The sequence below is a fragment of the Pseudomonas sp. TH04 genome (genome assembly GCF_016651355.1).
GTDB classification, from domain to species: domain Bacteria; phylum Pseudomonadota; class Gammaproteobacteria; order Pseudomonadales; family Pseudomonadaceae; genus Aquipseudomonas; species Aquipseudomonas fluorescens.
In genome coordinates, this window is sequence record NZ_JAEKEA010000001.1 from 6,193,071 (window position 1) to 6,219,676 (window position 26,606).

Annotated in this window: 28 protein-coding genes and 1 riboswitch; of the genes, 18 read left to right on the forward strand and 10 right to left on the reverse strand. The window is 62.0% G+C overall.

Annotated elements, in window-relative coordinates; all coding sequences use genetic code 11:
- The first annotated feature begins 74 nt into the window (after positions 1-74).
- Positions 75-1,196, forward strand: coding sequence for an alkene reductase (locus JFT85_RS28010; RefSeq protein WP_053256657.1), 1,122 nt, complete (start codon positions 75-77; stop codon positions 1,194-1,196).
- On the opposite strand, the gene JFT85_RS28015 is transcribed toward JFT85_RS28010, so the two are convergent.
- The gene (locus tag JFT85_RS28015; RefSeq protein WP_073637766.1) at positions 1,197-2,195 is read right to left on the reverse strand and encodes an NAD(P)H-quinone oxidoreductase; all 999 of its coding nucleotides are present in this window, start codon (positions 2,193-2,195) and stop codon (positions 1,197-1,199) included.
- A gap of 174 nt (positions 2,196-2,369) precedes the next feature.
- On the opposite strand from JFT85_RS28015, the gene JFT85_RS28020 reads away from it, so the two are divergent.
- On the forward strand, positions 2,370-2,756 hold the full coding sequence (locus JFT85_RS28020) for a DoxX family protein (RefSeq protein WP_201230809.1): 387 nt from the start codon (positions 2,370-2,372) through the stop codon (positions 2,754-2,756).
- Positions 2,757-3,004: 248 nt separating this feature from the next.
- On the opposite strand, the gene JFT85_RS28025 is transcribed toward JFT85_RS28020, so the two are convergent.
- Positions 3,005-3,823, reverse strand: coding sequence for an alpha/beta fold hydrolase (locus JFT85_RS28025; RefSeq protein ID WP_201230810.1), 819 nt, complete (start codon positions 3,821-3,823; stop codon positions 3,005-3,007).
- A 146-nt stretch (positions 3,824-3,969) separates the two neighbouring features.
- On the opposite strand from JFT85_RS28025, the gene JFT85_RS28030 reads away from it, so the two are divergent.
- Positions 3,970-5,037 carry an NAD(P)-dependent alcohol dehydrogenase gene (locus JFT85_RS28030; protein ID WP_053256653.1) on the forward strand — a complete coding sequence of 356 codons (1,068 nt, stop codon included), beginning with the start codon at positions 3,970-3,972 and terminating at the stop codon, positions 5,035-5,037.
- A 138-nt stretch (positions 5,038-5,175) separates the two neighbouring features.
- Here the strand turns inward: JFT85_RS28030 and mntP are convergent, their stop codons facing one another.
- From mntP to JFT85_RS28045, 3 genes are all read right to left on the reverse strand, one after another.
- Positions 5,176-5,739 (reverse strand): manganese efflux pump MntP, encoded by a 564-nt coding sequence (mntP, locus tag JFT85_RS28035; RefSeq protein WP_069552722.1) that lies wholly within the window; start codon positions 5,737-5,739, stop codon positions 5,176-5,178.
- A 12-nt stretch (positions 5,740-5,751) separates the two neighbouring features.
- Positions 5,752-5,919: riboswitch (yybP-ykoY riboswitch) on the reverse strand.
- A gap of 30 nt (positions 5,920-5,949) precedes the next feature.
- Positions 5,950-6,732 carry a methylmalonyl-CoA decarboxylase gene (gene scpB, locus JFT85_RS28040; RefSeq protein WP_053256651.1) on the reverse strand — a complete coding sequence of 261 codons (783 nt, stop codon included), beginning with the start codon at positions 6,730-6,732 and terminating at the stop codon, positions 5,950-5,952.
- 142 nt (positions 6,733-6,874) lie between these two features.
- Positions 6,875-7,447, reverse strand: a complete 573-nt coding sequence (locus tag JFT85_RS28045) for a LuxR C-terminal-related transcriptional regulator (protein ID WP_053256650.1) — start codon at positions 7,445-7,447, stop codon at positions 6,875-6,877.
- Positions 7,448-7,576: 129 nt separating this feature from the next.
- On the opposite strand from JFT85_RS28045, the gene JFT85_RS28050 reads away from it, so the two are divergent.
- The 3 genes from JFT85_RS28050 to JFT85_RS28060 are packed head-to-tail and all read left to right on the forward strand — an operon-like array spanning position 7,577 to position 11,705.
- Entirely contained in the window at positions 7,577-8,755 is a 1,179-nt protein-coding gene (locus JFT85_RS28050; RefSeq protein WP_053256649.1) for an acetyl-CoA acetyltransferase, read from the forward strand.
- 3 nt (positions 8,756-8,758) lie between these two features.
- The gene (locus tag JFT85_RS28055; RefSeq protein WP_201230811.1) at positions 8,759-10,294 is read left to right on the forward strand and encodes a class I adenylate-forming enzyme family protein; all 1,536 of its coding nucleotides are present in this window, start codon (positions 8,759-8,761) and stop codon (positions 10,292-10,294) included.
- A 43-nt stretch (positions 10,295-10,337) separates the two neighbouring features.
- A complete protein-coding gene (locus JFT85_RS28060) occupies positions 10,338-11,705 on the forward strand; it encodes an MFS transporter (RefSeq protein WP_201230812.1) in 1,368 nt (455 codons plus the stop codon).
- 3 nt (positions 11,706-11,708) lie between these two features.
- Here JFT85_RS28060 and JFT85_RS28065 read toward each other — a convergent pair whose 3' ends face one another.
- Positions 11,709-12,575, reverse strand: a complete 867-nt coding sequence (locus tag JFT85_RS28065) for a LysR family transcriptional regulator (protein ID WP_053256646.1) — start codon at positions 12,573-12,575, stop codon at positions 11,709-11,711.
- 93 nt (positions 12,576-12,668) lie between these two features.
- Here JFT85_RS28065 and JFT85_RS28070 point away from each other — a divergent pair, with 93 nt between their 5' ends.
- From JFT85_RS28070 to JFT85_RS28085, 4 genes are read left to right on the forward strand one after another with little or no spacing between them, the layout of a single operon-like run.
- Entirely contained in the window at positions 12,669-13,220 is a 552-nt protein-coding gene (locus JFT85_RS28070; RefSeq protein ID WP_201230813.1) for a DUF4865 family protein, read from the forward strand.
- Positions 13,221-13,273: 53 nt separating this feature from the next.
- Complete coding sequence (locus JFT85_RS28075) at positions 13,274-13,828, forward strand: histidine phosphatase family protein (RefSeq protein ID WP_053256644.1); 555 nt, start codon at positions 13,274-13,276, stop codon at positions 13,826-13,828.
- Between the two features lie 45 nt (positions 13,829-13,873).
- A complete protein-coding gene (cobF, locus tag JFT85_RS28080) occupies positions 13,874-14,629 on the forward strand; it encodes a precorrin-6A synthase (deacetylating) (RefSeq protein WP_201230814.1) in 756 nt (251 codons plus the stop codon).
- 12 nt (positions 14,630-14,641) lie between these two features.
- Positions 14,642-15,361: an alpha/beta hydrolase gene (locus JFT85_RS28085; protein ID WP_201230815.1), complete on the forward strand. Its 720-nt coding sequence runs from the start codon at positions 14,642-14,644 to the stop codon at positions 15,359-15,361.
- A gap of 129 nt (positions 15,362-15,490) precedes the next feature.
- Here JFT85_RS28085 and JFT85_RS28090 read toward each other — a convergent pair whose 3' ends face one another.
- The 3 genes from JFT85_RS28090 to JFT85_RS28100 form a co-directional block, all read right to left on the reverse strand.
- A complete protein-coding gene (locus tag JFT85_RS28090) occupies positions 15,491-16,048 on the reverse strand; it encodes a hypothetical protein (RefSeq protein WP_073637761.1) in 558 nt (185 codons plus the stop codon).
- Positions 16,049-16,120: 72 nt separating this feature from the next.
- The gene (locus JFT85_RS28095; protein ID WP_053256640.1) at positions 16,121-17,929 is read right to left on the reverse strand and encodes a monovalent cation:proton antiporter-2 (CPA2) family protein; all 1,809 of its coding nucleotides are present in this window, start codon (positions 17,927-17,929) and stop codon (positions 16,121-16,123) included.
- Positions 17,930-18,363: 434 nt separating this feature from the next.
- A complete protein-coding gene (locus JFT85_RS28100; protein WP_201230816.1) occupies positions 18,364-19,260 on the reverse strand; it encodes an EamA family transporter in 897 nt (298 codons plus the stop codon).
- Positions 19,261-19,359: 99 nt separating this feature from the next.
- Here JFT85_RS28100 and JFT85_RS28105 point away from each other — a divergent pair, with 99 nt between their 5' ends.
- The 3 genes from JFT85_RS28105 (at position 19,360) to JFT85_RS28115 (ending at position 23,139) form a co-directional block, all read left to right on the forward strand.
- Complete coding sequence (locus JFT85_RS28105; RefSeq protein ID WP_201230818.1) at positions 19,360-20,142, forward strand: AraC family transcriptional regulator; 783 nt, start codon at positions 19,360-19,362, stop codon at positions 20,140-20,142.
- Between the two features lie 82 nt (positions 20,143-20,224).
- Positions 20,225-21,778 (forward strand): DUF726 domain-containing protein, encoded by a 1,554-nt coding sequence (locus tag JFT85_RS28110; RefSeq protein WP_201230820.1) that lies wholly within the window; start codon positions 20,225-20,227, stop codon positions 21,776-21,778.
- A 41-nt stretch (positions 21,779-21,819) separates the two neighbouring features.
- A complete protein-coding gene (locus JFT85_RS28115) occupies positions 21,820-23,139 on the forward strand; it encodes an Nramp family divalent metal transporter (protein WP_053256636.1) in 1,320 nt (439 codons plus the stop codon).
- 93 nt (positions 23,140-23,232) lie between these two features.
- Here JFT85_RS28115 and JFT85_RS28120 read toward each other — a convergent pair whose 3' ends face one another.
- A complete protein-coding gene (locus tag JFT85_RS28120; RefSeq protein ID WP_053256635.1) occupies positions 23,233-24,165 on the reverse strand; it encodes a LysR family transcriptional regulator in 933 nt (310 codons plus the stop codon).
- Between the two features lie 117 nt (positions 24,166-24,282).
- On the opposite strand from JFT85_RS28120, the gene JFT85_RS28125 reads away from it, so the two are divergent.
- The 5 genes from JFT85_RS28125 to JFT85_RS28145 all read left to right on the forward strand — a co-directional run bounded on the left by JFT85_RS28125 (position 24,283) and on the right by JFT85_RS28145 (position 26,595).
- Entirely contained in the window at positions 24,283-24,771 is a 489-nt protein-coding gene (locus JFT85_RS28125; protein ID WP_053256634.1) for a DMT family transporter, read from the forward strand.
- A gap of 4 nt (positions 24,772-24,775) precedes the next feature.
- Positions 24,776-25,231: a DMT family transporter gene (locus tag JFT85_RS28130; protein ID WP_053256633.1), complete on the forward strand. Its 456-nt coding sequence runs from the start codon at positions 24,776-24,778 to the stop codon at positions 25,229-25,231.
- 89 nt (positions 25,232-25,320) lie between these two features.
- Positions 25,321-25,491 carry a metallothionein gene (locus tag JFT85_RS28135; protein WP_073637756.1) on the forward strand — a complete coding sequence of 57 codons (171 nt, stop codon included), beginning with the start codon at positions 25,321-25,323 and terminating at the stop codon, positions 25,489-25,491.
- Between the two features lie 76 nt (positions 25,492-25,567).
- The gene (locus tag JFT85_RS28140; RefSeq protein WP_053256632.1) at positions 25,568-26,332 is read left to right on the forward strand and encodes an AraC family transcriptional regulator; all 765 of its coding nucleotides are present in this window, start codon (positions 25,568-25,570) and stop codon (positions 26,330-26,332) included.
- A gap of 89 nt (positions 26,333-26,421) precedes the next feature.
- Positions 26,422-26,595, forward strand: a complete 174-nt coding sequence (locus JFT85_RS28145; protein ID WP_073637754.1) for a DUF1427 family protein — start codon at positions 26,422-26,424, stop codon at positions 26,593-26,595.
- The last annotated feature ends 11 nt before the right edge of the window (positions 26,596-26,606 follow it).

The following is a 26,606-nucleotide window of genomic DNA, read 5'->3' on the forward strand; positions in this document are numbered from 1 at the left end:
TAAATCGCTGTATGCATTGGCGGCTCTCACGAGCCGTCAATGCTTTAGCGCGCCTTGAATTTGGAAGTTCTTACATGACGAGTAGTTTAAATACCCCCGTAAAACTGGGTCACCACACCTTGAACAACCGCGTGGTACTGCCGCCCTTGACCCGCCAGCGCAGTGCCCAGCCTGGTGATATCGCGACCGACGTGATGGCCGAGTATTACCGTCAGCGCGCCAGCGCCGGTTTCATGGTCAGCGAAGGCACGCAGATCGAACCGCGCGGCCAGGGTTACGCCTGGACGCCAGGTATCTACAGCCCGGCGCAGATCGACGGCTGGCGCAAAGTGACGGACGCGGTGCACGCCGAGGGCGGGGTGATCTTCGCCCAGCTGTGGCATGTCGGTCGCGTGTCTCACCCCGCACTGCAACCGGAAGGCGCCGCACCGGTCGCGCCGTCGGCTATTGCGGCCGAGCAAGCCAAGGCCTTTATTGAAACCGGGCCTGGGGTTGGCGAACTGAAACAGCCGCCTGTGCCGCGGGCATTAAGCGTGCTGGAGATTGACGAGCTGGTTGCCCATTACGCACAGGCCGCGCGCAATGCGTTGGACGCCGGGTTTGACGGGGTGGAAATCCACGCGGCGAATGGTTACCTGGTCAACCAGTTCATCTCGGCCCACGCCAACCAGCGTGACGATGAGTACGGCGGCTCGCTGCACAACCGCCTGCGGTTTTTACGCGAGATCGTCGAAGCCGTCACGGCCGTGGTCGGGCCAGAGCGTCTGGGTGTGCGTTTTTCACCGTTGTTCAGCGGCACCGACCAGGACCGTGTGTATATCGGCCTGGTAGAAGAAGACCCGCATCACACCTACATTGAGGCGATCAAGGTGCTGCAAGCCTCGGGCATTGCCTACGTGTCCATCGCCGAGGCTGATTGGGACAACGCGCCTGACTTGCCTGAAACCTTCCGTCACGCGGTACGCAGCACGTTCAGCGGGCGGATCATCTACGCCGGGCGTTACACCGCAGCGCGCGGCGCAGCCCTGGTGGACGCCGGGCTGGCAGACCTGATTGCGTTCGGACGCCCATTCATTGCCAACCCGGATCTGCCGCAGCGGCTGTTCAACGGCTGGCCGCTGAACCCGCTGCGCGCCGAAGGCATGTACGGCGGTTCGGAGCAGGGCTACACCGATTACCCGGTGTACGCCGAGTAATCACTCCACCCGCAACACAATCTTGCCAATGTGGTCGCCGCCTTCCATCCGTGCATGGGCCTGGGCGGCGTCGGTGTACGCGTACACTTTGTCGATGATCGGCAGGCATCGCCCGGCGGACAGCACCGGCCACACGTATTCGCGCAGTTGTTCGGCAATCGCGGCTTTTTCGTCCTTGGTGCGTGCGCGCAGCAGCGAGCCGGTGATGACTGCGCGTTTGCCGAGGATGGTCAGCAGGTCGACGTCATTGGCCTTGCCGCCGCCGAGGAAACCCAGCATCACCAGATGCCCGTCCATGGCCAGCGCCTTGAGGTTGTTGTTGAGGTAGGAGGCACCCATGATGTCGAGGATGACATTCACTCCTTTGTCGCCGGTCTTCTGCGCGATGACCGCGGCGAAGTCCTCTTCGCGGTAATTGATCGGCTCGGCGCCCAGCTTGGCAATCGCCGCGCATTTGTCGGCACTGCCGGCGGTGGCAAATGCCTGAATCCCGTACTCGCGGCAGAGCATCAGCGCGGTGGTGCCGATGCCGCTGGTGCCACCGTGGATCAGCACGCTCTGGCCGGTGTGCGCGTCGCCGAGGCCGAACAGGTTGGCCCAGACGGTGAAAAAGGTCTCCGGCACGGCAGCGGCTTGAATCCAGTCCATGCCCTCCGGGATCGGCAGGGCCTGGCTTGCCGGTACGCTGCAAAACTGGGCATAGCCACCGCCGTTGGTCAGCGCACAGACTTTGTCGCCCAGGCTGTATTGCGTCACGCCGTCGCCGAGGGCGACCACTTCACCGGCGACTTCCAGGCCCGGAATCGGGCTCATACCGGGTTTCATCGGGTACTTGCCCGCGCGTTGCAGGGCATCCGGGCGATTGACCCCGGCGGCATGCACGCGAATCAGGATTTCACCGGGGCCTGCCACGGGCACGTCGGCCCGGCGAGGTTGCAGGACTTCAGGGCCGCCGGGGGCGGTGATTTCGATCAGGGTCATTTCTTTGGGCAGGGTCATTGTGCAATTCCTTTAACCGGGAGCGTATGGAGTGGGACCACAGTGCGCGAGCGTTGATTCAACCGGAACGCTGTCATGTCAGCACATGCCTGCAAGTCTACCGGCGCCGGTGCCGACACAATCGCCCCGGCTCCGGCGCACAGGCGCCGGGGGATTCTACGGGGACAGGCGGTTATGAACGAATCAAAGTACCAGGCGCTGGGGCTGTTGTTCCTGCGCGTCAGCGGCGCGGTGTTTCTGATGTGGGTGCATGGGTTGCCGAAGCTGCTGCACTACAGCGACCAACTGGCGTTGATCGAAGACCCGTTTCACCTCGGCACCCACGTCACGCTGTGCCTGGCGATTGTCGCCGAAGTGCTGTGCCCGCTGCTGATCATCGCCGGTGTGCGGGTGCGCCTGGCGTGCTTGCCGATCCTGGCCGTGCTGTGGGTGGCCTTGCTGGTGGTGCATCCGCAATGGACGGTGTTTGAGGGGCAGTTCGGCTGGCTGTTGTTGATTATCTTCACCAGCATTCTGATCGCTGGCCCGGGGCGGTTGGCGCTCAGCCAGCGGTATGCCTGAATAAAAAAAGGCCGGGCAAGCCCTAATGCCAGTCAGTTAAGCGCAGATCTCCTGTGGGAGCGGCGGTGCGACGATTCGACTTGCTCGCGAAAGCGGTGGGTCAGTCAACATCAATGTTTGCTGGGCCGACGTCTTCGCGGGCAAGCCCGCTCCCACAGGAGATCTTCGCTGCATTGAGCATTTCAGTTCGCTTAACTGACTGGCATTAGGGCAAGCCCGGCCAACAAGGAGCGGGGGGTTCAGCCGTTTCAGCGGTTCAGGAACGCCAACAAGTCTTCGTTCAACTGCTGGGTATGCGTGGCCGCAAAACCGTGCGGTGCATCCTTGTACACTTTGAGTTGCGCGCCCTTGATCATCTCGGCTGCCACTTTGCCGGTGGTCTCGAAGGGTACGACCTGGTCGCCGTCACCGTGGATCACCAGGGTGGGCACGTCGATCTTGGCCATGTCCGGACGGAAGTCGGTCTCGGAGAACACGGTGACGCAATCCACGGTCGACTTGAGCGACGCCAGCAAGGCAATTTGCAGGGTCTGGGTGAGTACGCCCTCGGAGACTTTTTGACCCTTATTGATGCCATAGAACGTCGGGTTGAAGTCGGCGATGAATTGCGCGCGATCGTTCAGCAGCCCGGCCTTGATGCCGTCGAACACGTCGGTCGGCACGCCTTGTGGGTAATCCGGTTTCTGGCCGAACATCGGCGTTACGGCGCCCAGCAAGACCAGGCCGGCCACGCGCGCCGTGCCATGGCGTGCAATGTAGCGTGCTACGTCACCGCCACCCATCGAGAAGCCCACCAGGGTCACCTCCTTGAGGTCCAGGTGTTCGATCAGTTGGGCAATATCGTCGGCGAAGGTGTCGTAGTCGTTACCGGTCCACGGCTGGTCCGAACGGCCGAAACCACGGCGGTCGAACGCAATGGTGCGAAAGCCACGGCTGCTCAGGTATTCCATCTGGTATTCCCACATGTCGGCGTCCAACGGCCAGCCGTGGCTGAACAGCACAGGTTTACCGCTGCCCCAGTCCTTGAAATAGATCTGGGTACCGTCTTTGGCAACGAATGTACTCATGGAAAACTCCTTGGGTAGTCGAGGGGAATGTCCGTTTTACTATTGCGTTAAACCGGACGAAGGGCTTGTACGGATGTGCTCGGTTGAACGGTTCAGCGTCTATATTGGTCCACTGATTCCTACCGTCAGTTCAACAGGTGAACCAAATGGCCAAGACTTACAGCTACGCCGCTCGGGATTCCAAGGATGCGCTCAAACCCTTTACCTTTGAGCGCCGTGCGCCAGGGGCGGATGACGTACAGATCGATATCCTCTACTGCGGCGTCTGCCACTCCGACCTGCACACCGCGCGCAATGAGTGGCACAACACCTTGTACCCGTCGGTGCCCGGCCATGAGATTGTCGGCCGCGTAACCGCGGTCGGCGCCAACGTGACGAAATTCAAGGTGGGCGACCTGGCCGGCGTCGGTTGTATGGTCGACAGCTGCCAGCACTGCGCCTCCTGCGCTGAAGGCGAGGAGCAATACTGCGAGAACGGGTTTACCGGTACTTACAACGGCCCGGTGTTTGGTGGGGAAAACACCTTCGGTGGCTACTCGGACACTATCGTGGTCAAGGAGAAGTTCGTGCTGCGCATCTCCCATGACGATACCAACCTGGCGGCCGTGGCGCCGCTGCTGTGCGCCGGCATTACCACCTACTCGCCGTTGCACCATTGGAAGGTCGGCCCCGGCAAGAAAGTCGGCGTGGTCGGCCTCGGCGGGCTGGGGCATATGGCGGTGAAGATCGCGCATGCCATGGGCGCCCATGTGACGCTGTTCACCACCTCGCCGAACAAACGTGAAGACGGCCTGCGCCTGGGCGCCGACCAGGTTGTGGTGTCGAAGAACCCGGACGAAATGGCCAAGGTCGTCAACAGCCTGGACTTCATCCTCAACACGGTTGCCGCGCCGCATAACCTTGATGCCTTCCTCAACCTGCTCAAGCGCGACGGCACCATGACCCTGGTCGGCGCGCCCGACAGCCCGCACCCGTCGCCTACGGTATTCAACCTGATCTTCAAGCGCCGCAGCCTGGCCGGTTCGTTGATCGGTGGTATCCAGGAAACCCAGGACATGCTGGATTTCTGCGCCAAGCACAAGATTGTCTCGGACATCGAGATGATCGATATCCAGGGCATCAATGAGGCGTACGAGCGGATGCTCAAGGGCGATGTGAAGTATCGCTTCGTGATTGATATGGAGAGTTTGAAGAAGGAAAGCCACGCGGCTTGAACGCAATCTCTACACCACTGAAGATCTAATGTGGGAGCGGGCTTGCTCGCGAAAGCAGTGTGCCAGTCGATGAATATTCTGACTGACACCGCGCTTTCGCGAGCAAGCCCGCTCCCACATTTTGTTTCGTGCCGGTCTTCAGGCCGACAAGTGCTCATACAAAATCGTCGCACCCACCAGCATCAGCACCACGCCACCGACCATCTCGGCGCGCTTGCCTACCACCGTCCCCAGCACCCGGCCGAGCATCATGCCAATGGTCACCATGGTCATGGTCGCAAGGCCTATCGCCGCTGACGCGAGCAGAATATTCACGTCGACAAATGCCAGGCCCACACCCACAGCCATCGCGTCGATGCTGGTCGCAAAGGCCGTCACCGCGAGGATCATGAACGAATGCTGAGTCGGTTTTTCCACCGCGTCGTCATCGGCCTTGAGCCCGTTGTAGATCATGTGCAGGCCCAGTGCGACCAGCAGGGTAAAGGCGATCCAGTGGTCCCAGCTTTCGACCCACCGCGTGGCGGCATGGCCGATGGCCCAGCCGATCATCGGCGTGATGGCTTCGATTACACCAAAGATCAGGCCGGCGCGCAGGGCTTCGCTCAGGCGTGGCTTATGCAGGCTGGAGCCTTTGCCGATGGCCGCCGCAAAGGCGTCCGTGGACATGGCAAGGGCGAGAAGAATCAGGGAAATGGGGTTCACGGTAGGGCTTCCAGTCGGGCTGTATGAGTCAACGACACAACCACACGCCCGACATTAGGCATGGATGTGTCGCTGGTCTCACCAACCTCAACGGTGTTCGTACCACGGCAGGTTGCCGAATATGTTGATACGAACGCTTCTGCACGGGTCAGAAGCCGGTTACTCCCCAACGAAGGGCCGCATGCTAGACGATCAACCATGAAAAAATTGTCAACGCCCTTCAAAGGCGGGTGGGCGACGTTCGGCAAAGGCTGCCAGCCCCTCACTCAAGTCTGCGCTCGCGCAGGCCTGGCGACGCAGTTCGGCGATCTGCTCCATGGCCTGCACGGGCATGGGTTGCAGGTCTTCGAGAATGCGCAATTGCTCCTTTACCGCCTCAATTGCCAACGGCGCCTTGGCGGCGATGCCTTGGGCGATTTCCACGGCGGTGGCTTCCAGCGCCTCGCTAGGGACCAGACGGTTGATCACGCCAAAGCGTTCGGCGCGTTCGGCGTCGAGTGCCTGCGCGCAGAAAAACAGCTCCTTAAGCACATGAATCGGCAAGTTGTTGAAGAACCGCAGCAGGCCGCTGGTGGTATAGGGCAAGCCGATGTTGGCCGGGGTCATGGCGAAGCTCGCGCTGTGGTCGGCCACTACCATGTCGCAACTCATGGCCAGGTCCACGGCGCCGCCCCAGGCCGAGCCTGAAATCAGCGCAATCACCACGCCGGGGTAGGCGCGGATTCGCCGCAGCAGTTGCTCCAGGGGTTTGCCATAGGCAACGGGGTCGCGGTCGCGGGCCACTTCGCCAAGATCATGGCCGGCGCTCCACACCGTCTGGCCGACGTCGGCACCCAGAATCACCACGCTGACGCGCTGGGCGGCGAGGGCGACCAGGTGTTCATCCAGGCGGGCGAGCACGTGCGCACTGAGGGCGTTGCGCTGAGTGGGGTTGCCGAAGGTCAGGCGTGCGATGCGCGTGTCGATAAGGTTGAGCGTCACAGTGGCAGTCATGATGCGGTTCCTGCTGAACATTCGGATGGGCTGGCCTGCACGCGCACGTTGGCCTTGAGCAGCCTTTGTACGGACGCCGGCTCCAAACCCGCTTCGCGCACTACCTCGACACAGGGTGCGCCGGGCAACGGCGGTGGCCGCGTCACGCCACCATAATAATTTTCGACACCAACTCCACCACCGTCTTGGCCTGCAACTTCTTCATCAACCGCGCCCGATGGACTTCCACCGTGCGGTGGGAGATCGCCAGGCGCAGGGCGATTTCCTTGGATTTGAGGCCGTTGACGATGTGCATGGCAATTTCCCGCTCCCGGGGTGTGAGGTCCCCGGTGCCCTGGTGGCTGCGATCGAGGCGTTCGAAGTGCCAGATCATCAGCTTGAACGGGTCTTTGGGCGTGAGCGTGTAGCCGTGGGACTTGGCCCAGAACACTTCGCCGCTTTTGTGCTGCATGAAACGTTCGTCGGAGTAGCGGCCGTTTTCACTGTCCAGCAACCAGTCGTGGCTGCGCTTGCCGATGGCGTGGTAGTCAGCCTGGGACGGGTAGATCAGCAGCGTCAGCTGGTTGACCAATGCGTCACGCGAGTAGCCGAACAACTGCAGGAAAGCGTCGTTGCAGTCGACGATCACACGGTTGCTGGTGACCAGTTGCGGTGCGGGGGACAGCTGGAACGCCAGGCGCCCGATGTCGTGGAGTTGTTGTGCAAACACAGTCATTGGGCATCCTGCCTCGTTGTTTTTCTCACCTCGGGCTACTTAGCCATGTAAGTAGTTACACGAATTGGCGCCGGCCCGCTGGTGGGTCATTGTAAGGAATGTCCGTATCAAGAACAGAAGAAATTGATTATGCCTGCTGATTGCGTCTCCATTGTTGCCGCTGGTCATTCGCGTTTTGGTCGCCTGGAAGGCACCACCCTTGAGGACCTGATCGTGCAGGTCACCCGCGAAGCCCTGGCGGATGCGGCCATTGATGCTTCAGCAATCGATGCACTGTTTCTGGGCCACTTCAACTCGGGGCTGGTGCCTGACGGGTTCGCCTCTTCCCTGTTATTGCAGGCCGACCCCGGCCTGCGCTTCAAACCGGCCACCCGCTGTGAGAATGCCTGCGCGTCCGGCTCGGCGGCGATCCAGGCCGGGGTCAATGCGATCCTGTCCGGCAGCGCGGAACTGGTGTTGGTGGTGGGCGCCGAAAAGATGACCCACACTTCCACCGCCGAGGTCACCCAGGCCTTGGCCGGCGCCGGCTATCAGAACGACCCGGGCGAAGCCGGCTTGAGTTTCCCGCAACTGTTCGGCCGGGCTGCCCGCCAATATGCCGAACGCTACCACTGCCCACTGGGCTCGATGGCGGCCATCGCTACCAAGAACCACTCCAATGCCATGGCCAACCCGTTGGCGCAGATGCACCGGGTGATGGATTTCGAACACTGTAACAACGTGTCCAAGAGCAACCCGTTTGTGGCCGAGTCATTGCGCCTGACCGACTGCTCACTGATCAGCGACGGCGCCGCCGCGATCATCCTGGCCTCGCCCAAACGCGCGCGGGCGTTTCGCCGTGATGTGCAGATCTGCGCGATGACCCAGGTCAACGATTGCCTGCCCATCGCCCAGCGCGACATCCTGGCCTTTGAGGGCCCGCAAAGGGCGATCCACACGGCATTGCGCGGTGCAAATATCACCCTGGCCGACTTGAGTTTCGCCGAGGTGCATGACTGCTTCACCATCGCCGAACTGCTGATCTACGAAGCCATGGGCCTGGCGCCAAAAGGTGAGGGCCATCGTGTGCTCGACAGCGGCGTGGTGCGCGCCGGTGGGCGGCTGCCGGTGAACCTTTCCGGTGGGCTCAAGGCCAAGGGGCATCCGGTGGGCGCCACGGGGGTATCGATGCATGCCCTGGCGTTTCGGCAATTGACCGGCGAGCCAATTGGCCTGGCGGTGCCAGACCCGGAGTTCGGCCTGGTGTTCAACATGGGCGGCATGGCGGTGGCCAACTACGCCTCGGTCCTGCACGCACGCCGGTGCTGAGCCATGAACATTGCCAACTGGCTGCACGACACCCAGCGCCGTGAGCCGCAGCGCCCGGCGCTGTTCGAAGGCACCCGGCAAATCGCCGATTACGCCACCTTTGCGGCCCATGTTCGTCAACGCGCCGCGTACCTGGTGGACCAGCACGGCGTGACGACGGGTGATGCCGTCGCGGTGCTGATGAAAAACAGCTGTGACTACCTGGAGTTGCTCTACGCCATCTGGTGGGTGGGCGCAGTGGTCGTGCCGATCAACGCCAAGCTGCATCCGAGCGAAGCGGCCTGGATCGCGGATGACGCCCAGGCGCGGCTGATCTTTACCGACGGCGGCCGGGTCTTTTCCTCATCGCGCGACTTGCCTCAGCGCTGTAAGGAATTGGACGGCCACACGCTGCCGCCGACCCGCGGCTGGCCGACGCTGGAGCAGCCGGTGGCACGTCAGGATCAGGACCTTGCCTGGCTGTTCTACACCTCCGGCACCACCGGGCGTTCCAAGGGGGTGATGCTGACGCACGGCAATCTGGTCGCTATGTCGCTGTGTTACGCCACGGATGTCGACCCGGTGAGCGGCGCTGACGCGGTGGTGTATGCCGCGCCAATGTCCCATGGCGCGGGGCTCTACAATTTTATTCATGTGCGCTGTGGCGCGCGGCATGTGGTGCCTGCGTCCCACGGTTTTGATGCCGCCGAGCTGTTCGGCCTGGCCGTCGAGCTGGGCGATGTATCGCTGTTTGCCGCGCCGACCATGGTCAAGCGCATGGTCGAACAGGCGCAGCGCCAGGGTTATCGCGGCGAAGGCATCAAGACCCTCGTCTACGGCGGCGGCCCGATGTACCTGGCTGACCTGTGCGCGGCCGTCGATACGTTTGGCCCGCGCCTGGTGCAAATCTACGGCCAGGGCGAAAGCCCGATGACCATCAGCGTGTTGCCCCGTGCGCTGATCGCCGACCGTCAACGCGAGGATTGGTCCAGCCTGGCCGCCTCGGTCGGGCAAGCGCACGCCTGTGTCGAAATTCGCATTCTCGACGCGCAGCACCAACCGCGGCCGACGGGGCAGCGCGGTGAGATTGCCGTGCGCGGGGCCACGGTGATGCAGGGCTACTGGCGCAACCCTGAAGCCACCCGCCAGACCCTGATCGATGGCTGGTTGATGACCGGCGATATCGGCTTTCTCGACCCGGCCGGCTACCTGACCCTGACTGACCGCTCCAAGGACGTGATCATCAGCGGCGGCAGCAACGTGTACCCGCGCGAAGTCGAGGAAGTGCTGGCGCAGCATCCCGAGGTATTCGAGGTGTGTGTGGTCGGTGAGCCGGATGCGCAATGGGGAGAGTCGGTGGTTGCTTTTGTGGTCACGCGCAACGGGCAGGCACTGGACGAAGCCGGGCTCACGGCGTGGTTTGTCGAACGCATGGCCTCGTTCAAGAAGCCGAAGAAATACGTGTTCCGCGACGAGTTGCCGAAAAACAGCTACGGCAAGATCCTCAAGACCGACTTGCGGCAGTGGTTGAAAGCAGCGAGTATCGCCGCGCTTCCCTAGACCCGCTATTCATGGACAGATCATCAGACAAGGAGTCCCTTCGATGGGCAATCAAGCGCAAGACACGGTCCGCAAGCGGCGCCGTGCATTTCTCGGTGCCACCTCCGGCCACTTGATCGAGTGGTACGACTACGGCGTCTACGGCTTTCTCGCCGTGTACATCGGCCAGGCGTTTTTCGTCTCCGATGATCCCACCACCAGCCTGCTTGCCAGCTTTGCCGCATTCGCCCTGAGCTTTTTTATCCGGCCGTTGGGTGGGCTGTTCTTCGGCCCGCTGGCGGACAAGATCGGCCGCCGCAAAACCCTGATCATGGCGCTGGTGATGATGACCGGCTCGACGGTGATGCTCGGCGTGTTGCCGACCTACGCGACGCTGGGCATTGCGGCGCCGATCCTGCTGATCCTGGTGCGCTGCGTGCAGGGCTTTTCGGCGGGCGGTGAAATCGGCACCGTCACCAGTTTTATCTCCGAATACGCCGGGCCGGGTCGACGCGGGTTTGCGACCTGCTGGTTGATGGTCACCGCCGTGCTCGGCCTGCTGCTGGGCGGCGCCGTGGCCAATGGCATGACCTGGATCCTCGGCGCCGACGTGATGCAAGAATGGGCCTGGCGCGTGCCGTTCCTGATCGCCGCACCGTTGGGCTTTATCTCCATGTACATCCGCCTCAAGCTGGAAGACAGCCCCGAGTTTCTCGCCCTGCAACGTGCCGGCCAGACCTCCCGCGCACCGCTGCGTGAGGTCTGGCAATGGAAGCGGGCGATTGCCCTGGTGTTCTTTATCATCACCTTGCACAGCTCGATCTTTTACCTGGTGCTGACCTTCGCGTCGACCTACATGGCCAAGATCCTCAAGTTCGACAGCGGTACCACGTTGCTCTACGTCTTCGTCGCGAGTTTTTCGGCGGCCTTCGTGATGCCGTTCGGCGGCGCGTTTACCGATAAATACGGGCGCAAGCCGTTCCTGATGGTGATTGGCACGTTGGCCACGTTGGCGATGTTCTGGCTGTTCAAGTCGGCGCCGACCGCAACGGCCGCGTCGTTCTTCGCACCGTTGATGGCGGTGGCGATTCTGTTCGGGCTGTATGCCTCGTCGACCTATGCGCTGATGAGCGAACTGCTGCCGACCCGCATCCGCTCCACCGGCATTGCGGTGGCGTACAACGTGCCGGTCGCCGTGTTTGGCGGCAGTGCGCCGCTGATCTCCACCTGGCTGATCAAGGTGACGGGCGATATCACCTCGCCGTGGTATTTCTACGTGGCCACCGGTGTGGTGTCGCTGATTGCCCTGGTGGCGCTGCGCAAAGCGGATTTTGTCGCCAGCGGCAGCCCGGTCGTGCCGCCGGTGAGCGCCACACAGTTACAGGCCCGAGCTGCTGCCGCCACGGTGAGTGCAGAAGCCCCGGTGGCGTAAACGTCAGCGCGGCAACACGCCGCGAAACGTTGCGCTCAACGTGCGCACTGTTTCGCGGGACCGCAGGTCACTGATGCGGCTGTACAGCACCACTTCACTGACGGGCAATGCGGGCAAACCGTATTGCTCGCTCACGTCCACCGCCCCGGCCGGGGCCACACGGTGGGCGAGGGCGGCAACACCCAACCCGGCGCTCACCGCCGCACCCACCGCCATCACACCACCGCCGACAAACACTTCAGTCCAGTCGATATGGGCCTCATCCAACGCCCTGACCGCCAGATGCCGAACCCCACACGGTGGCGCCATGGTTGCCAGGCGCAAGGGCCGGCCAGGGGTGTGTTGCCAGGTCGGCGCGGCGAACCAGCCAAAGCGCTCCACGGCCAACACTTCGCCGTCCTGGCGGTCGCCTTCGTTGCGCACGATCACCGCGTCCAACTCGCTGCGGTCGAACGCGGCCACCAGATCGCGGGAGGAGGCGATGCGGATTTCGAGGACCAGCAACGGGTCGTACGCGGCGAGGCGGCCGAGCCAGGTGGGCAAGTCGGGCCCGGCCACGTGGTCGCTGATGCCGATTACCAGGCGCCGCGAGGGCTGGGCGCCCATGTCGCCCAACGCGCGTTCATGGGCGTTGAGCAGGGCGCGGGCGGCCACGATGAACTGCTCGCCCTGGGGCGACAGCCTGACGTGGCGGGGCGTGCGTTCCAGCAGCCGATAACCGAGGCGTTCTTCCAGGCGCTTGAGCTTGAGGCTGATGGCCGCCTGGGACGTGTCGAGGGCCTCGGCGGCACGGGTGAAACTGGCGAAGTCGGCGACCCGGACGAAGGCCTGCACGGTGTCGATGTCCAGGGGTTTGAGCGCATCAGTCATATCAAATCCTTATCGCACCTATATCCGCTGATATCTTGTTGAAATCATTGCTGCTGCGCAAGCTCAACGCTCATCTTGCACAGGAGCTTCGCCATGTTTGCCAAACAGTATTCCCACCGCCTGCCTGCCGATTACGACATGGCTGTTATCCGCCGCCGCGCTGAGCAATTGGGGCCGTTGTGGGATCGCGCCGAAGGGCTGCTGTTCAAGGCATTTATTGCCCAGGAGCGCGGGCTAGCGACGGGCAATGTCTATGCGTCCGTGTACCTGTGGGCAGACCCCTTGAAGGCCGCCGACTTCTTGTTGGGCGAGGGTTTCCAGAAGGTGCTTGACAGCTTTGGCCGCCCGCACATCGAAAGCTGGTTGCCGCTGGACGTGCAGCAAGGGCCCGCGCGGCACGCGTTGAGTTTGTACCGGGAGCAATGGTCGTTGGCGCCAGGGGCGGATCGAGCCGGGATATTGGCCGAGGAAAAACGACGTAACCAGCAGTTGGCTGACAGCCCTGATACATTCGCGGTCTTCCTGGCGCTGGATGTGCAGGCGTGGCGCCTGGTGCGGATCACACTGTCGGCCAAGCCGCTGCAGATGGACCACCCGGGCACGGGTTACCAGGTGCTCTATCTGGCGCAAGGCGTTGCGCGATAGCGTCAACTGCGCCAGTCTTGCAGGCTTCTAACTCGTTACCGGAGCGATCTGCGGTGCCAGCCACGCGTTTGACACTGATCTGCCATGCCGCTACGGCGTCGCAAAAGCTGGGGCGGTTTGCCGATGACGAGTCTGTGAGCATGGATTGGCAAAACGCAGCGTTGTCCCTGGCCGGGCGCTACCAGAAAAACCTGCGCCTGGTGTGCGGGCCTGAGGCCAGGACCCGCCAGACGGCCGAGCTGTTCGGCGCTGACGCACACGTCGAAGATGCCTTGCGCGATGCTGATTTGGGCGCCTGGAAAGGCCAGGCCATCAACCAGTTGGACAGCGCGGCGTTGATGGCCTGGGCCACCGACAGCACCAGCACGCCCCACGGCGGCGAGTCGGTGGAGCAGGTTTGCGCGCGGGTCGGGCAGTGGCTGCAATCCCTCGAAACCCAACCCGGTCATGTGTTGGCCATCACCCACCCGTTGGTGATTCGCGCCGCCTTGCTCTATGTCATGCAGTTCCCGGTGTCGATGTTCTACCGGATCGACATTGAGCCACTGTCCGCCACCGAGCTGCGCTTCAATACTGTCTGGCGCCTGCGCCTGGAAACTCACGCCTGACCCGGCGAACATGGCAAAATCCACGCCCCGCAATGAGAGCAACCCATGAAACGCATCCTGATCATCGGCATTGGCGCCGGCAACCCTGACTACATCACGATGCAGGCCGTGAAGGCGCTGAACCGCACCGACGTGTTTTTCCTGATGGACAAGGGCCAGAGCAAAGACAAGCTGATCGACCTGCGCCGCGAGATCTGCGCGACCTACATCACCGAGCCCGGCTACCGCTTCGTCGAGGCCGATTGCCCCGAGCGGCTGCGCGGCGACATCGACTACACCACCGCCGTGCAGGACCTCAACCGCGACAAGCAGCACACCTTCGAGCGCATGATCAACGAGCACATGGCGGATGGCGAAGTCGGCGCCTTCCTGGCCTGGGGCGACCCTGCGTTGTACGACAGCACCATCCGTATCCTGCAGGCGATTCTCGCCAGTGGCCGCTGTGCGTTCGAGTTCGAAGTTATACCCGGCATCACCAGCGTGCAGGCCCTGGCGGCCCAGCACAAGGTGCCACTGAACCGCATTGGCCGCTCCATCGAGATCACCACCGGGCGCCGGTTGGCGGCGGGACAGGCAAGTGATGCGGACACCTTGGTGGTGATGCTCGATGCCGAAGATTCCTACCGTACCGTGGCTGATCAAGACCTGGATATCTACTGGGGCGCCTACCTGGGCACACCGGATGAAATCCTGATCAGCGGCAAAGTCAGTGACGTGGCGGAAGAAATCGAACGGGTGCGCAAGGCCGCACGCCTGGAAAATGGTTGGATCATGGACACTTATCTGTTGCGCAAACCCTGAGGAAACTTCCCCATGTTCAAGCTGTTTGCCCTGGCGCTGACCCTGATGGCCGGTGTCGCCCATGCCGACGCCACGCTGCACACCGACTTGCCGTTGGCGTACCTGGAACAGACGCAGAGCGATTCACGCAACCAACCGTTGGTGATTTTCCTGCACGGGTTCGGCAGCAACGAGCAAGACCTGTTCGGCATCAAGGACGCGCTGCCCTCCACCTGGACGTACCTGTCGGCGCGAGCGCCGATGCCGGTGGACCCGAACGGCTATCGCTGGTTTACCAAAACCTCGGGTGACGCCGAGTACAACGGCGAGACCGCCGACTTGCAACGCAGCGCGAAGCTGATCGAAGACTTTGTCGGCAAGGCCACGGCCAAATACCACACGCAAAGCGATCGGGTGTTCCTGGTGGGGTTCAGCCAGGGCGCGATCATGTCTTACGAAGTCGGCTTGCGTCAGCCCGCGTTGGTGCGCGGGATCGCGGCCTTGAGTGGCAGCGTCTTGCCGGTGCTCAAGGCTGAGCTCAAGCCCAACGAATCGTTGGGCAAGTTGGCGATCTTCATTGGCCATGGCACGCTGGACCAGGCGCTGCCGTATGGGTCGGCGACGCGCGCGAACGAGGTGTTGGTGGGCCTGGGGTTGAAGCCGGAGTTCCACGGGTATCCGGGAATGCCGCATACCGTGAGTGCGGCAGAAGTGCAGGACCTGAAGGCGTGGCTAGAGAAAACCTTGAAGTAAGCGCGATCAAAAATGTGCGAGCGGGCTTGCTCGCGAATGCACTGTGTCAGTCAACTCATCGTTAACGGATCCACTGTATTCGCGAGCAAGCCCGCTCCCAGATTTGATTTGTGTTGTCAGGGATGAGGCTTACTTGCCGCCGGTAATCTGCTTCACCAGTTCGGCATGCCCCTTCACATCATCCGCCCGCGAAATAGCCTGGATCACCAGCAAGTGCTTGCCGGAACCGCCCAGGAACGTGGAGTTCAAGGTCTTGCCGCCGCCCTGGGTGGCGGTGCTGTCCACCTGGCGCAGGCCCAGGCCTTTGAAGGTCAGTTTTTTCTCGTTTTGCTTCTTGAAGTCGGGCAGGGCAGCGCTCTGGTCCTTGACGAAGTCAGCCACGGCGCCGTCGAGGAACTGCGGGTCATTGTCTTTGATGGTTGCCCCGTCGTTACGTACGGTTTCGGCGACGATCACCACGCTTTTAGTCGCCGAGTTGGCGTACAGCGTGCCTTGGGTGTCGGCGGTGCCGTCCTCGGCCTTGCCGGTTGGCAGCGTGTCGGCGGTGTAGGCCTTGGGCAGGTTAAAGGTGAACTTGCCGCCCAGCGTCGAGATGGTCTGTGTGGCGGCGGGCTTGTTGGCGGCGAACACGCTACCGGCGCAAAGCGCAAGGGCCAGCAGGACGGCGGTCTTGGTGAAAGTGGCCATGAAGCGCTCCAGAGATGAACGAAATTGCGGCGTATTCTGTCAGAAAATTCGCAAGATCGTTCATCCGTAGCCTCACACCTTGTCGGACTCTTCTTCGAGGCGGTCCATCTCAAACAGCCGCGCCAGTTCCGTACGGGCTTCCTGGGCGGACTGCATCACTTTGGCTGCGTCGTCATACACCGCGTGTTGGGCGGCGAGTAACTGCAGGTCGTGATTTTTGAAGCGGGTGATACGCGCATCGGCCTGGGCCTGGCTCAAGCCGAGGCCGACCAGGGTACGGCGGCTCATTTCCAGGCTGGAGTAGAACGTTTCGCGTACGGGTGAGGCGTCCAGGTCCACCAGGCGGTGCACGTGCTGGCGGTTACGTGCGCGGGCGATGATGTTCATGTGCGGGTAGAGCGTGCGCACCAATTCGGCGGTCTTGATATTGATCTCCGGGTCGTCCATGGCGATCACCACGAACTCTGCCTGATCGACCTTGGCGGCGTGCAGGATTTCCGGGCGCTGCGGGTCACCATAAAACACCGGCATGCCGCCGAAACTGCGGGTCAGTTCGATGGTTTCGACCGAAGTGTCGAGGGCGATGAACGAGATGTTCTGCGCGCGCAGAATCCGCGCCACGATCTGGCCCATACGGCCCATGCCGGCAATCACTACGCGCGGCGCATCGCTTTCGATGGCGCGGTATTCATCGGGCACTTCCACGGGTTTGGCCTTGGACTTGAACAGCTTCGGGCAAATCAATAACAGCAGCGGGGTCACGGCCATGGACAGGGTAATGGTCAGCACCAGCACATCGTAAAGATGCGGCTCGAACAAGCCCTGGTCGCGGCCGATCTTGAACACCACGAAGGCGAATTCACCGCCTGCCGCCAGCACCACGCCCAGGCGCAGCGCGCTTTCGCGATTCAGGTCGCCTACCAGGCGGCCGACCGCGTACAGCAGCGGCAATTTCAAACCGATCAACAGCAGGGTCAGGCCGATGACCACCAGCGGCGAGCTGAGCAGCAGGCTGAGGTTGGCGCCCATGCCCACGCTGATAAAAAACAGCCCGAGCAGCAGGCCCTTGAACGGCTCGATCTGGGATTCGAGTTCGTGACGGTACTCCGAATCCGCCAGCAGCAGCCCGGCGAGGAATGCGCCGAGGGCCATGGATACGCCCACCAGCTCCATCAGCCAGGCGGTGCCGATCACCACCAGCAACGCGGTGGCGGTGGACACTTCGCGCAGGCCGGTCTTGGCGACGATGCGAAACACCGGGCGCAACAGGTAGCGCCCGCCGATGATCACCACGGCGATGCTGCCGAGGATCTGCAAGACGTGTTGCAGGCCTTGGGCTTCGGTGGTCGGGTGGTCGCTGCCGGCCAGCAGCGGCACCATCGCAATCAGCGGGATCGCGGCGATGTCCTGGAACAGCAGAATCGCAAAGGCCAGACGCCCATGCGGCTGGTTCAGTTCCTTGCGCTCGGCCAGGCTTTGCAGGCCAAAGGCAGTGGAGGACAACGCCAGGCCCAGGCCCAGCACAATCGCGCTGTTCCAGGTTTGGCCAAACAGCCACAACGCCACCGCACCCATCACCAACCCGGTCAGCAACACCTGCGCCAGGCCGACCCCGAACACCGCCTTGCGCATCACCCATAAGCGCTTTGGCGACAGCTCCAGGCCGATGATAAACAGCAGCAACACCACGCCCAACTCAGAGAACTGCGCCACGCTTTGCGGGTTGCCCACCAGGCCCAAGACCGACGGGCCGATGATCACGCCGGCAAACAGATAGCCCAGCACCGCGCCCAGTTGCAGGCGCTTGGCCAGGGGCACCGTTAGCACGGCGGCGAGCAGGAACACCACGGCTGCTTGTAACAGGTTGCCTTCATGGGGCATTGCGAACTCCAGAATCTTTAAAACGAATCAACAGGGGGCTATTAGAGCGCTTTTTTACAATTCTAAACTTGTATTTTTGATGCGAAAGGCAATGGCTGTTGGCTGTGATCCCATTCTTGCACGGCGTTTACGAAAGTATTAATACCATTTAATTCAATGACTTCGCTGAGGTTCGACTACCGTTTCGAAAAACCAGATCAGTTGTCACCGCGGTCAGGTATTTCGCACTCGATGCGTGTGAGTCAATTGCGGCAGCGTTGGACAGCGGCACCGCTGTCGGTGGTGCTGCTGCGCAGAATGCGCTGCTTACCTCGGATGCAACCGTGGCGCGTAGGGGCGTGGCCTACAGCTGGCATGACATCGAAAGCAAAACGATAAGGACCATGCGATGACGATCAGTTTCTCCCTCGGTTTCTGATCAAAGCCGAGCACCTTCAACCGCCCGAAAGGGCGGTTTTTTTTGCGGCGTCATGCACCACCGGTTTGCGGTAAAGCCCGACCGCCAGGCCGATGATAATGATGCTGATGAAGAGCCCATTGGTCGGGGAAATGCGTTCGCCGAGTATCAGCATCGAACTGGTGATCCCGAACACCGGGATCAAGAGTGACAGCGGCGCCACCGTCGACACGGGGTATGCCTTGAGCAGCGTATTCCAGCCCCAATAGGCGAAGTGCGTGGCCAGGTAAACCTGAAACAGCAGGGACCACACGGCGGTCAGGTCGAGGCGGGTCGGCAGGCCGTCGAACGCCGCGTTGCCGTGCATCCACCAGGCCATCAGCCACAGTGGGATTGGTGGAAACAGGCTGGCCCAGACCATGAACGAGAAAATTTCCTTCACGCCCGATGCCTTGATGATGACGTTGCCGACACTCCAGGCCAACGCACTGAACACGATCAACACAACCCCAACTACCGCATGCTCGCCTTCTTGGGCAGAGATGATGCCCGCCAGCCCGATCAATGCCATGACGGCGCCGAGCCATTGTGCGCGGCGGATTTTTTCCTTGAACAACAGGTAGCCCCAGCCCAGCGTAAAAAACACGCTGCACTGAATCAGCAACGAGGCGATTCCCGGGCTCACGCCAGCCTGAATGCCATAGTTGATCACGCCCCACATGCCCAACCCGAAAATAATGCCGTAGGCGGCCACATAGCCGAACTTGACGCCGGGGCGCTGGATGAACAACACCAGCGGCAAGGCGGCGAGGGCAAAGCGCATGCCTGTCAGCACGAACGGGTCGATGGCACGCAGGCCCAGCTTGGTAATGGGAAAGTTCAGCCCCCAGACCAGGGTGACGAGCAGGGCCAGTGCCAGATGTTTCTTTTGCATGGGAATTCCTTTGAGCACGCTGCTTTAAAGGCCTCCAGGGTAGGGCGCGCAGGGTTGGCCCGCTTGCTATGTCAGGTCATCTTTTGACAATATCGGGCCATGATTCCGACCTTTGACGATAATGCCCCCGAAGCGCTGGTCACCCTGCGTGAGTACCCGTCCGGCACCGTGTTCGAGCGGCATACCCACCCGCGCGGGCAGTTCGCCTACGCCTCCACCGGCGCGCTGAAAATGTTCACCGACCTAGGCAATTGGGTGGTACCGCCACAGCGGGCGATCTGGGTGCCGGGTGGCATTGCCCACGAAATGCACATGCGTGGCGACGTGGTCATGTTGAATACCTACCTCGATGCCCAGGCGGCCGAGCGGGCCGGGCTGCGCGAGCGTTGCCAGGTCGTCGAGGTGTCGCCACTGCTCCGGCATCTATTGGAAGCGGCGTTGGCTATTGGCCCATCGGCAGCGTCTGATACCCGGCGGCACTGCGTGTTGACGCTGCTGATCGATGAAATAGGCCGCATGCGTGCATTGCCCCTCAGTGCGCCGCTGCCCGCTGAGCCGCGCCTGGCCCGTGCTTGCCAGCGCTTTCTGGACGCGCCTACGCAAACCGTTTCCCTCGACGAGATGGCCACGTGGGCGAGCATGAGTCGACGGACCTTCACCCGCCATTTTCAGGACAGCACCGGCATGACATTTGTGGCCTGGCGCCAGCAGGTCTGTTTGCTGGAGGCCACCGCACGGCTCAGTCATGGTGCATCGATCACACAAGTGGCGTTCGAATTGGGGTTCAGCAGTTCCAGCGCCTTTACCTCGGTGTTTCGGCGCAACCTGGGGGATTCCCCGGCGCGCTACCTGGCCAAATCCCGGGCCGGGTCATTGTTCTGAGCCCACGTCGGTCAGGATTCACCGTGTTTGTAATCATGCTTTGTTACTATCGCTGTCCCTCGTCACCAGGAGTCACCGGCCCATGCAACACCAGTGGGATGAAATGCACCGCACCCGCAAGCCCACGTTCTTACTGTGCGGCGAGCCTCAGGGGGATGTGCTCAATCTCTATGTTCACGGTTACTCGGCCTTTTTCAACCGCCAGCAACTGTGCAATTTCAAGGCACAACTGGCAGGTATCGAAGGCTCGACCAACCTGATGCTGTTCTGGCCGGCGGGGCATTTTCTGGAAAACCTGTTCGCGCCCGTCAAGGATGTGATCACCTCGATGCTCGGCGGTGGCGGCCTGGGCGCGGCGACGGTGGGCGTGGGCAAGGCGATTGCGTATTTTCTTGATCATTACAAAAGCGTCGAGGCGCGTGTCGATGAAGTGGCCAAGACGTTATTGCCGGAGTTGGCCAGTTACCTGCACGCCGAATCGCTGCAAGTAAGGCGCATCAACCTGATCGGCCATTCCCTCGGCGCACGTATCCTGGTCAAAAGTTTGCTGGCCAGCCCCGAGATCGCCCGCGAACTGCCATTGAACAATTTGCTGCTGATGGGCGGGGCGATCTGTACGTCCAGCCCGTGGGATGACGTGTCGGCGCCGCTCAAGGGGCGCGTGATCAATTGCCACTCCAGCAAGGACTGGGCGCTGGCTATCAAGCCGGATACCGAGCGCTGCATCGGCCGCTATGCGATTGATGTCACGCCGGCACTCAAGGCCAAGGTCACCAATGTGCACCTGGCCACCTTTGACCATGCCGCCTACTGGCCGCAGTTGAAGACAGTGGTGCAGTACACCGACTTGTTGCAGGAGCGGCGCGGCCTGATTCGCTCTGATCTGCGCAGCAGTGAGGTGCGTTTTGCCGAGGAAGACGCGCACCTGTTCCCGGCACTGATGCAGGCGCGTCCGGAAGAGCTGAAGTTTCTCGCTGAATTGATGGCGCAAAAGCGCAGTGCCTCGATTGATGCCAGCGTGCGCGAGCCGCTGAAGCTGGCCATCGAGTTGCAGCGTATGGGCGGTGACAGCTTCATGAACCTCGCCCGTGGCCATGGCGTGAGTTATCGACAGATCGCCGAAGATGTGGCGCAAAAGCTCGCAATCAAGTTTGACGCGCCGCTTGAAACCGTGGCGCTGGCAGACATCGAGGCGCAGGTCGCGGAAAAACTGATCGAGCAATACAAACGCAAACTCAGCAGCGCCGACCGGCAGGCCTTCGACGCCGAACTCAAGGCAGCCGCGCAAAAAGAGCAGGGGTTGTTCAATCGCATCGACTTTGGCCGTTCGGCCACCACCGCGCTGAGCGGCACGGCGTTGGCGGGGTTGACCGGGTTTATCCTGCGCCGCGGCGCGGCCACGGCGATTCCGGTGGTGGGCCAGGCGCTGGCGGCGGCGATGTTGCTGGTGACGGGCGTGCGGGCGTTGTCCGGCCCGGCTTTTTCGATCACCACCTTGGCGGTACTGGTGATTGGTGTGATTCGCCAGCGCATGGAGCGCGAAGCGCTGAACCAGGAGATGGACCTGGTGGTGCAAGTCGTCGAAGCGTTTGATTTGCCCCGGGAAACGGTGATGCGCACGGTCGCGTCGGACTGATAAGCTGCGGTTCTGACTTGTGTGTTTGCCTGGGATACCGCGTGAAATTCAGCCTGCCGAAAATCGCTACCGCCCCGTTCTGTCCGCCGGAAGTGGCCGGCTCCGTTGTCGTTGACCCCACGGCGTCGTTTTTCAAACGGGCGCTGATGTTCGCCGGCCCCGGCCTGCTGATCTCCATCGGCTACATGGACCCGGGCAACTGGGCCACGGCCATCGAAGCCGGCTCACGTTACGGCTACAGCCTGTTATTTGTGGTGCTGCTGGCCAGCCTGGCCGGGATGGCGGTGCAATGCCTGTGCTCGCGCCTGGGCATCGCCACCGGCAAAGACCTGGCGCAACTGTGCCGCGAGCGCTACAGCCAGCGCGCCTCGCGCACGCAGTGGGTGCTGGCGGAAATCTCCATCATCGCCACCGACCTCGCCGAAGTGCTCGGTTGCGCCCTGGCATTTCACTTGCTGCTCGGCGTGTCACTGACCACCGGCATCGTGATCACCGCCTTTGACACGCTCTTGATCCTGGCCCTGCAGAACCGAGGCTTCCGCCGCCTTGAAGCGATCATGCTGGCGCTGGTGGCGACCATTGGCGTGTGCTTCTTTATCGAGTTGGTGCTGATCAAACCGTATTGGCCGGACGTACTCAGTGGCTTCACCCCGTCATTGTCGGCGATCAGCGATGCGGCGCCGTTGTACCTGGCCATCGGCATTCTCGGCGCCACGGTGATGCCGCATAACCTCTACCTGCACACCTCGATTGTGCAGACTCGCCTGATCGGCAAAGACCTCGCCAGCAAGCAGGACGCGGTCAAGCTGGCGCGTATCGACACCATCGGCTCCCTGGCCCTGGCGTTGCTGGTCAACGCTGCGATCCTGGTGTTGGCAGCGGCGGCGTTCTACAAGACCGGTCACACCGATGTGGTCGAAATCCAGGACGCCTACCACCTGCTTGATCCGCTGGTGGGTGGTGCGTTCGCCAGCATCCTGTTCGGCATCGCCTTGCTGGCTTCGGGGCAGAGTTCGACCTTTACCGGCACGATTGCCGGGCAAGTGATCATGGAGGGTTACCTCAACCTGCGCATTCCGTGCTGGCAGCGCCGTCTGATAACCCGCGGGCTTGCGCTGATACCGGCGTTTCTCGGGGTGTGGTTGATGGGCGACGATGCCATCGGCAAGCTGCTGATTCTCAGCCAGGTGGTGCTGAGCCTGCAGTTGCCGTTTGCGCTCTATCCACTGATCCGCATGACCGACGACAAACACCTGATGGGGCCATTCGTAAACCGACTGCCGACGCGGTTGCTGGCGTGGTTTCTGTTCGCGCTGATCAGTGGCGCGAATGCGTGGCTGATTGGGCAGTGGTTGTTTTGATCCCAACGTGCGTGCTGCGCGGCGACCCAAACCCGCACCGCCACTCCAGAGCAGAACAGGCCGGCGCAGCAGCAACCCGTAAACGCAGCGCGCTCACCGATCCCAGTAGGGCACCGTGCCGAAACACGCCACAAAATAATCAATCACCGTGCGCACCTTCAACGACAGCCGCCGACTGCCCGGCCACAACGCGGCAATCTGCTGCGGTTCCAGCGTGGTCGCCACTTCGTACTCCGTCAGCACCGCCTGCAAGGTGCCGGCGCGCAACCCTTCGCCAATCAACCAGGACGGAAACACCACCAGCCCAAGGCCTTGCTCTGCCGCGTGGGTGAGGGTATCGGCGTGGTTGCCGGTGATGGGGCCTTTGACGCTGTACGGCGTCCAGTCGCCCTGGTCGCGACGGAAGAACCAGCGTTGCTGGCCGGTGATGCCTTTGTAGGCCAGGCACTGGTGATGGACCAGTTCATCGGGGTGGCGCGGTGTGCCATGGCGTGCCAGGTAAGCAGGGCTCGCGGCGATACGAAAGCGCTGGGGCGCGAAGATGCGCGCCTGCATGCCCGAGTCGTTCAGCACGCCGATGCGAAACAGCAGGTCGGTGCCATCTTGCAGCGGGTCGACGAACGTGTCGGTTTGCTGGATATCCAGTTGCAACTTCGGGTAGCGCCGGCACAACTCGCCCAGCCAGGGTGAAAGGTGACGCTGGCCGAACACCATCGGCGCATTGATCCGCACCAGGCCGCTGGGTTCGCTTTCCTGTTCCTGCAGGGCCTGGCCGGCCGTTTCCAGTTGTTCCAGCATCACCCGGGCGTGATGCCCGAGCAGGCGCCCGGCCTCCGTGGGGCTGACCGCACGGGTATGGCGGTAGAGCAACTGTTGGCCGAGGGCCTGTTCCATCAGCTGGATCTGCCGCGAGATGGAGGAGGGCGCCAGGCTCTCGCGGCGCGCTACTTCGGAGAAGCTGCCGTGGTCTAGCACGGCCACGAACAGCCGCAACGCTTTGAAACTCAACTCATTCAAACCCTGCATCGTGCCTCCGAGCTGTGCGTATTTCGCAAAGGTGTTATCCGCATGATCCCATTTATCGCACAGGGCGGCGACCGGATAATGCGCGCCATGTTTCCTTTCCCGTTGTGCAGGTGATCTATGCAGGCAAGTTCGATCGAGGGCGTGGCGCAGGCCAGGCCAAAAAACAACCTTCTACGGTTGCTGTTGTTGCCGTTGGTGATTCTGGCGGGCATGGGCCTGTCGGTGGAGGCCGGTTTGCTCGGCCCATTGGGTGTGCAGGTCGGGCATTTGTGGGCGACGTTGAGCATCTTTGGCGTCGGCACCGCCATCCTGTTCTTGCTGCTGCTGTTCAGCGGCCCACAAAAGGGCCCGGCCCTCACCGATTTGCCCCGCTGGCAGTTGATCGGCGGGTTCCTCGGGCCGATGTACGTGGTGGTGCTGACACTCGCCACCCCGCATATCGGTATCGCCATGACGATGATCGCGATCCTGTCGGGGCAGGTGGGCAAGAGCGTGTTGATCGACCATTTCGGCTGGTTTGGCACGGCACGCAAGCGGGTCAATGGCGAGCGCTGGATTGCCCTGGCGTTGATTGTGGCGGCACTTGTTTTGATTGCTCGAGGGTAAGGCGATGAATCTGATTCTGTTATTGGTACTGGTGATTGCCGCCGGTGCGGTGTTGAGTGTGCAGGCGGCGATCAATGGTCGCCTGGGGCAGACGGTGGGCGTGTTGCGTAGCAGCTTGCTGACCTTTGCAGTCGGAGCCCTCAGCACCGCGCTGTTGATTTTTTTCTTCGAGCCCGCGCAGGCTGTCAGCCTGTTGGATGTGCCGAAGTGGCAACTGACCGGCGCGCTGTTCGGCGTGGTGTACATGATGGTCATGGTCGGCGCGGTGCCCATCGTCGGCACGGCAGTGGCAACGGTGGCGGTGATCGTCGGGCAATTGGGCATGGGCATGCTGATCGACAACTTCGGCTGGCTCGGCAACCCCGCCATCGAACTCTCGGGCAGTCGCATCGTGGCGATGCTCTGTCTGGCCCTGGCGCTGGTGTTCATGTACCGCAGCAATACCCGTCAGGCCGATTAACGGCGCTGAACCTTGGCGTCTTGCCGAGAGTCACTGCTTAAGGTGCAGCGCCCGCCGCACCTGGACGACCATAAAAAAGGAGTCTGACCATGGCTGATCAAACCTGTGCTTGCCCACATTGCAAATGCGTACTGGGCAAAGAGGCGGTGATGAAAGACGGTAAGGGCTACTGCTGCCAGGGCTGCGCCGAGCACCATGCGCATGGCGAGCCGTGTGCTTCGTCGACGGGTTGCGAGTGTGCCAAGTCGGCCCACGGCTAAAAAACCCTGAAAATCCGCTCGGATTATCGGGTGACGGTCATTACCATGGCCGTTCACCCTTGTCCGATGCGCTCTCATGGCCCTGGCCGCACCTCCCGACCTCAGTGATCATGCCGTCCCCGTGCAACCCTTGGCGCGTACTTACCCGCGTGGGTTGTATGTTGAACCCCATCGCCATGACTGGGGCCAGTTGCTGTACGCCATGAGCGGTGTGATGTGGGTCGAAACGCCGCGCGAAGCCTTGGTCGTGCCGCCGCAACGCGCGGTGTGGCTGCCGCCGGGGGTGGAGCATGGGATTCGCGTGGTTTCTGATTTACAGATGCGCAATATCTACCTGCGCCCGGCATTGGCGGCAACGCTGGACAGCCAGGTGCAGGTGATTGAAGTGGGCGGGCTGCTGCGCGAACTGATTGTCACGTTGGTCGATCATGGCGATACCGGCGATTCGGCGTACTACGACGCCGTGGTCGGCCTGGCCCTGTTGGAACTGCAACGTGCGCGCCGCTCGCAAATCCGCATTGCCATGCCGGTGGCAGCGGACCGCCGCTTGACCAGCGCCTGCCAGGCGGTGATGGCGGCGCCTTCCCTGGATATCCCCTTTGAGCAACACGCCGAGACGGCCGGTGCCAGCGTGCGCACGCTGGCGCGGCTGTTCCAGCATAACCTCGGCATGGGCTTTGCCGAGTGGCGCCGTCAGGTGCAATTGGCCACGGCGGTGGCGGCGCTGATCCAGGGCCAGTCGGTCAGCGGCATTGCCCGCTCTTTAGGCTATTCGCCCAGCAGCTTCAGTGACATGTTCCGGCGCGAACTCGGCGTGGCGCCATCGCACTACCGCGGTTGAAGGGTTGGCCGAAATCCAGAAGCACTTGGCCGATGCTTGGGTGATGGGCTCACTACACTGAGCCCATCAACCCACCAGGCGCCACCTCCATGAATTACCTGATTTCCCTTGCCATTGGCCTGTTTGTCGGCGTGCTCTACGGTGCGCTGGACTTCCGCTCGCCCGCGCCGCCCGCGATTGCGCTGGTCGGCCTGATGGGCATGTTGCTCGGTGAGCAGCTCTGGCCCATGGGGCGGCAGTTGGTCAGTGGTTGGTTGTCCTGAGTATTCTTTTC

Bases quoted from the DNA above. Each gene is read 5' to 3' on its own strand.
- JFT85_RS28050 (WP_053256649.1), top strand. From the start codon at position 7,577: ATGCCTGCTGATTGCGTCTCCATTGTTGCCGCTGGTCATTCGCGTTTT.
- JFT85_RS28015 (WP_073637766.1), bottom strand. From the start codon at position 2,195: ATGACCCTGCCCAAAGAAATGACCCTGATCGAAATCACCGCCCCCGGC.
- JFT85_RS28110 (WP_201230820.1), top strand. From the start codon at position 20,225: ATGCAACACCAGTGGGATGAAATGCACCGCACCCGCAAGCCCACGTTC.
- scpB (WP_053256651.1), bottom strand. From the start codon at position 6,732: ATGACTGCCACTGTGACGCTCAACCTTATCGACACGCGCATCGCACGC.
- JFT85_RS28030 (WP_053256653.1), top strand. From the start codon at position 3,970: ATGGCCAAGACTTACAGCTACGCCGCTCGGGATTCCAAGGATGCGCTC.
- JFT85_RS28025 (WP_201230810.1), bottom strand. From the start codon at position 3,823: ATGAGTACATTCGTTGCCAAAGACGGTACCCAGATCTATTTCAAGGAC.
- JFT85_RS28135 (WP_073637756.1), top strand. From the start codon at position 25,321: ATGGCTGATCAAACCTGTGCTTGCCCACATTGCAAATGCGTACTGGGC.
- JFT85_RS28105 (WP_201230818.1), top strand. From the start codon at position 19,360: ATGATTCCGACCTTTGACGATAATGCCCCCGAAGCGCTGGTCACCCTG.
- JFT85_RS28095 (WP_053256640.1), bottom strand. From the start codon at position 17,929: ATGCCCCATGAAGGCAACCTGTTACAAGCAGCCGTGGTGTTCCTGCTC.
- JFT85_RS28140 (WP_053256632.1), top strand. From the start codon at position 25,568: ATGGCCCTGGCCGCACCTCCCGACCTCAGTGATCATGCCGTCCCCGTG.
- JFT85_RS28120 (WP_053256635.1), bottom strand. From the start codon at position 24,165: ATGCAGGGTTTGAATGAGTTGAGTTTCAAAGCGTTGCGGCTGTTCGTG.
- JFT85_RS28070 (WP_201230813.1), top strand. From the start codon at position 12,669: ATGTTTGCCAAACAGTATTCCCACCGCCTGCCTGCCGATTACGACATG.
- JFT85_RS28060 (WP_201230812.1), top strand. From the start codon at position 10,338: ATGGGCAATCAAGCGCAAGACACGGTCCGCAAGCGGCGCCGTGCATTT.
- JFT85_RS28065 (WP_053256646.1), bottom strand. From the start codon at position 12,575: ATGACTGATGCGCTCAAACCCCTGGACATCGACACCGTGCAGGCCTTC.
- JFT85_RS28085 (WP_201230815.1), top strand. From the start codon at position 14,642: ATGTTCAAGCTGTTTGCCCTGGCGCTGACCCTGATGGCCGGTGTCGCC.
- JFT85_RS28010 (WP_053256657.1), top strand. From the start codon at position 75: ATGACGAGTAGTTTAAATACCCCCGTAAAACTGGGTCACCACACCTTG.
- JFT85_RS28055 (WP_201230811.1), top strand. From the start codon at position 8,759: ATGAACATTGCCAACTGGCTGCACGACACCCAGCGCCGTGAGCCGCAG.
- cobF (WP_201230814.1), top strand. From the start codon at position 13,874: ATGAAACGCATCCTGATCATCGGCATTGGCGCCGGCAACCCTGACTAC.
- JFT85_RS28130 (WP_053256633.1), top strand. From the start codon at position 24,776: ATGAATCTGATTCTGTTATTGGTACTGGTGATTGCCGCCGGTGCGGTG.
- JFT85_RS28145 (WP_073637754.1), top strand. From the start codon at position 26,422: ATGAATTACCTGATTTCCCTTGCCATTGGCCTGTTTGTCGGCGTGCTC.
- JFT85_RS28020 (WP_201230809.1), top strand. From the start codon at position 2,370: ATGAACGAATCAAAGTACCAGGCGCTGGGGCTGTTGTTCCTGCGCGTC.
- JFT85_RS28100 (WP_201230816.1), bottom strand. From the start codon at position 19,260: ATGCAAAAGAAACATCTGGCACTGGCCCTGCTCGTCACCCTGGTCTGG.
- JFT85_RS28125 (WP_053256634.1), top strand. From the start codon at position 24,283: ATGCAGGCAAGTTCGATCGAGGGCGTGGCGCAGGCCAGGCCAAAAAAC.
- JFT85_RS28090 (WP_073637761.1), bottom strand. From the start codon at position 16,048: ATGGCCACTTTCACCAAGACCGCCGTCCTGCTGGCCCTTGCGCTTTGC.
- JFT85_RS28045 (WP_053256650.1), bottom strand. From the start codon at position 7,447: ATGACTGTGTTTGCACAACAACTCCACGACATCGGGCGCCTGGCGTTC.